Origin of the sequence: Agromyces tardus, assembly GCF_003710805.1 — a bacterium.
Taxonomy (GTDB): Bacteria; Actinomycetota; Actinomycetes; order Actinomycetales; family Microbacteriaceae; genus Agromyces; species Agromyces tardus.
This window is the reverse complement of record NZ_RHHB01000089.1, coordinates 1-4,606: the sequence shown is the minus strand read 5'-3', so window position 1 is coordinate 4,606 and position 4,606 is coordinate 1. Positions and strand designations below refer to the sequence as shown.

Here is a 4,606-nt window from a genome sequence, read left to right as displayed (position 1 = left end):
ACAATCAATACTGACTGTCCATCAATCCAAAGGAATCCCACCCCCACCAAAAGGCAAGGGACAGGGTTCAAAAATTGGCATTGAACATAGTGCACGCTGTTGAGTTCTCAAGGAACGGACGCACCCGAGTTTCGGCCTCGCGGCCTGCCCTCAGGGCAACCTATCTAATGTACCACTTCTGTCGCGGGCTCAGGCGCAAAGGCCTCGGCCGGCGGCCCGATGAGGGGCCCGGAGACACAACGCGAACGTTGGTTCCGTGAGGAAGTGGAGTTTCATCTTAGGCTTGAAATCACCGAGTCGCAATGCGCCTTCGAGGTTATTTGGCTAAGAAGATCGTCACCCGGCCGGGCCGCGCTGTGTCTGTGTGACTCAGCCGCTTTCCGCACCGCCGTGGCGATGAGTAAGAATTTACGTGGATCCCGGGATCACGGCAAATCAGGGCCGCATCCCGGGCGTGTCGCGCCAGACGGCGGCCCGGGACGGCGCGGCTGCGACATCCGCGAAATGCCCGTTCCGACCCCGAAAAGCGACTCAGCCGAAGGCGTGCGGATCGGGTCCGAGGCGGCCGGCGCGCTCGATTCCCGTGATCGAGTCCATCTGCGCGTCGTCGAGCTCGAAGTCGAAGACGTCGAAGTTCTCGGCCATGCGCTCACGCCGGTTCGACTTCGGGAAGACGATGAAGCCGCGCTGCAGGTGCCACCGGATCACGACCTGCGCGGGCGTCTTCCCGTGGGCGGCAGCGGCATCCGTCACCTGGGGAAGTTCGAGCAGCGGGTACTTGCCCTGGCCGAGCGGCCCCCACGACTCGATGGCGATGCCGTACTCGGTCGCGAAGTCGACGGTCTCCGGCTGCTGGTGCGCCGGGTGCAACTCGATCTGGTCGACCGCCGGGACCACGGCGGTCTCGTCGATGAGTCGTTGCAGGTGCGGGACCATGAAGTTCGACACCCCGATGGAGCGCACACGCCCGGAATCGCGCAGCTGCTCGAAGGTGCGCCACGTCTCGACGTAGCGATCCTGCGCCGGCACGGGCCAGTGGATGAGATACAGGTCGACGTACTCGAGCCCGAGCCGCTCGAGGCTGCGGTCGAAGGCGTCGAGCACCGACTGGGTGCCCTGGTCGTCGTTCCAGAGCTTCGTCGTGACGTACAGCTGCTCGCGCGGAACGCCCGAGGCGGCGAGCGCCCGGCCGACGCCCTCCTCGTTCCCGTAGATCCTCGCCGTGTCGAGGTGGCGGTAGCCCACCTCGAGGGCGTCGGCGACGATGCGTTCGGTCTCTGCGGGGTCGACCTTGAAGACGCCGAAGCCGAGCTGCGGGATCGAGTGGCCGTCGTTGAGTTGGATGCGCGGTACGAGAGTCTCCGTCATGCGTCCATGCAACACCCCGGGCCTGCGGATGTCATCCGAGTGTTCGCCGCCCGCGAATCCCACGCGTCTCCGCCCCGCGAGCCCCGACGGCCTGCGCGAGCCGCCGTACGATGGAGGGCTGATGTCCGACCGACCCCTCTCCGAGATCCCCGCGATCACCTACCCCGCCGAGCTGCCGGTCTCCGGTCGACGCGAGGAGATCGCGCGTGCCATCCGCGACCACCAGGTCGTGATCGTCGCGGGTGCCACCGGATCGGGCAAGACCACCCAGCTGCCCAAGATCTGCCTCGAGCTCGGGCGGAGCTCGATCGCGCACACCCAGCCCCGGCGCCTCGCGGCGCGCACGATCGCCGAGCGCATCTCGGAGGAGCTCGGCGTGGAGCTCGGCGGCCTCGTGGGCTACCAGGTGCGCTTCACCGACCAGGCGAGCGAGCAGACGCGGGTCAAGGTGATGACCGACGGCATCCTGCTCAACGAGATCCACCGCGACCGAGACCTCGCGCGGTACGACACGATCATCATCGACGAGGCCCACGAGCGCAGCCTCAACATCGACTTCCTGCTCGGCTACCTGCAGCGGCTCCTCCCCCGCCGACCCGACCTGCGCGTCATCATCACGAGCGCGACGATCGATCCCGAGAGCTTCGCGAGGCACTTCGCGGATGCCGCGGGCGAGCCCGCCCCCGTCATCGAGGTGTCGGGGCGCACGTACCCCGTCGAGGTGCGCTACCGGCCGCTCGTCGCGGAATCCGGTAGCGGAGCGGGCGGCGAGGAGTCCGACGACGAGGGCGCCGCCGCCGAGGACAAGGACGTGCAGCGCGGGATCCTCGACGCCCTCGACGAGCTCGAGCGCGAGTCATCCGGCGACGTGCTCGTGTTCCTCTCGGGCGAGAGCGAGATCCGCGACGCCGAGGCAGCGGTGCGGGCGCACTACACGACGGGTGCGGGCGCCCGCAGGGGCGGCGAGACCGAGGTGCTGCCGCTGTACGGCCGCCTGTCGTCGGCCGACCAGCACCGGGTCTTCGAGCCGTCGAAGGTCGCGGGCCTGCGCCGCCGGGTGGTGCTCGCGACGAACGTCGCCGAGACCAGCCTGACCGTGCCCGGCATCCGCTACGTCGTCGACGCCGGCACGGCCCGAATCAGCCGCTACTCGGCGCGGTCGAAGGTGCAGCGCCTCCCGATCGAGGCGATCTCGCAGGCGTCGGCCAACCAGCGCTCCGGGCGGTCGGGGCGCACGAGCGACGGCATCGCGATCCGGCTCTACTCGCAGGAGGACTTCGAGCGGCGGCCCGAGTACACCGATCCCGAGATCCTGCGCACGAACCTCGCTGCCGTCATCCTGCAGATGGCGTCGCTCGGGCTGGGGCCGATCGAGGAGTTCCCGTTCCTCACGCCGCCCGACAGCCGCGGCATCCGTGACGGACTGGACCTGCTGCGGGAGCTGGGAGCGCTCGACGAGGGTCTCGAGACGCGGCCGGCTGTGCAGGACCGCGGGCCGCAGCTCACCCGCATCGGCCGCCAGCTGGCCCGCCTGCCGATCGAGCCGCGATTCGCCCGCATGGTGCTCGAGTCGAAGGCGCAGGGCGTCTCGCGCGAGGTGCTCGCGATCGTCGCCGGGCTCACGATCCAGGACCCGCGGGAGCGGCCGCTCGAGCGGCGCGAGCAGGCCGACGGGTTCCACGCGCGCTTCGTCGATCCCACCAGCGACTTCCTCACGCTCCTGAACCTCTGGAACCACCTCGAGGAGCAGCAGCGCGAGCTCTCGGGCAGCGCGTTCCGCCGCATGTGCAAGTCGGAGTACCTGAACTACCTGCGCGTGCGCGAGTGGCAGGACCTCTATCGCCAGCTCGTGCGGCTCGCGAAGCCGCTCGGCCTGCACGTCGCGCAGCGGGCGGGCGCGCCGAACGCCGACGGCATCCACCGGGCGCTCCTCGCCGGGCTGCTCTCGCAGATCGGCCTGCGCGACGACACGAAGACGTCGAGTGGTCGCGGCGGAGCGGGCAACGCGCGCGAGTCCGAGCGCACCGGTCGCCGGCAGCAGGCGGAGTTCGCGGGCGCCCGCAACGCGCGCTTCGTGGTGTTCCCCGGATCGGCGCTCGCGAAGAAGCCGCCGGCGGCGCTGATGAGCGCCGAGCTCGTGGAGACGAGCCGCCTCTTCGCCCGCATGAACGCCGCGATCGATCCGGCCTGGGCCGAGCAGCTCGCGGGCCCGCTCGCGAAGCGCACGTACAGCGAACCGCGCTGGGAGCGGAAGCAGGGTGCTGCGGTCGCCGACGAGAAGGTCACGCTGTTCGGCGTGCCGATCGTGCCGAAGCGCCGCATCCAGCTCTCCCGGATCGACGGCGAGCTCGCTCGCGAGCTGTTCGTGCGGCACGCGCTCGTCGAGGAGGACTGGGACTGGAACCGCCTCGACAAACGGGTCTTCGCATTCGTGCGGCGCAACCGCGAGCTGCGCCGCGAGCTCGCCGAGATCGAGGAGCGCACGCGCCGGCGCGACGTGCTCGCGGGCGACGAGGCGGTCGTCGCGTTCTACGAGCAGCGGGTGTCACCGGATGCCACGGACGCACGCGCCTTCGAACGCTGGTGGCGCGGCGAACACCGCTCGAACCCCGAGCTGCTCACCATGCAGGCCCGCGACCTGCTCGGCACCGACGACGTGGAGGCGGACGCGGGCTTCCCCGACCGCTGGCGCCAGGGCGACCAGACGTTGAACCTGCGCTACCGCTTCGAGCCGGGCGCTGCCGACGACGGCGTGACCGTGCTCGTGCCGCTCGTGCTGCTGCCGCGCCTCGAGCCGGCGGGCTTCGACTGGCAGGTTCCGGGCTTCCGCGACGAGCTCATCACGGCGCTGCTGCGCACGCTGCCGAAGGTGCTGCGGCGGCAGGTCGTGCCGGCAGCGGAGTGGGCGGCGAAGATCGCGGCCGAGCTCCCCTCGGGCCCCGAGGACGGCACCGCGCGCGAGCCGTTCCTCGAGGTGATCGCCGCGGTCATCAAGCGGCTCACCTTCGCGCCGGTGACGGCCGGTGACTTCGACCTCGAACGGGTGCCCGCCCACCTGCGGATCTCGTTCCGCGCGGTCGACGATCGCGGCCGCACGGTCGGCGAGGACACCGACCTCCGCGCGTTGCAGGGACGGCTCGCCGACAAGGCGGGCAGCGCGGTGGCGTCGACGTTCCAGGCGGCGGCGCGCGGCGGACGCGGTCGCGGCGAGCCGGGCGGGCGCGGCGCGGCCACGGCG

2 protein-coding genes are annotated in these 4,606 nt (G+C 70.5%); one reads left to right on the top strand and one right to left on the bottom strand.

Annotated features, from left to right (window positions below; all coding sequences use genetic code 11):
* Nucleotides 1–531: 531 nt before the first annotated feature.
* The gene (locus EDM22_RS19260) at nucleotides 532–1,368 is read right to left on the bottom strand and encodes an aldo/keto reductase (RefSeq protein WP_122938704.1); all 837 of its coding nucleotides are present in this window, start codon (nucleotides 1,366–1,368) and stop codon (nucleotides 532–534) included.
* A gap of 121 nt (nucleotides 1,369–1,489) precedes the next feature.
* Here EDM22_RS19260 and hrpA point away from each other — a divergent pair.
* On the top strand, nucleotides 1,490–4,606 hold a 3,117-nt coding region (gene hrpA / locus EDM22_RS19255), incomplete at its 3' end, for an ATP-dependent RNA helicase HrpA (RefSeq protein WP_122938703.1).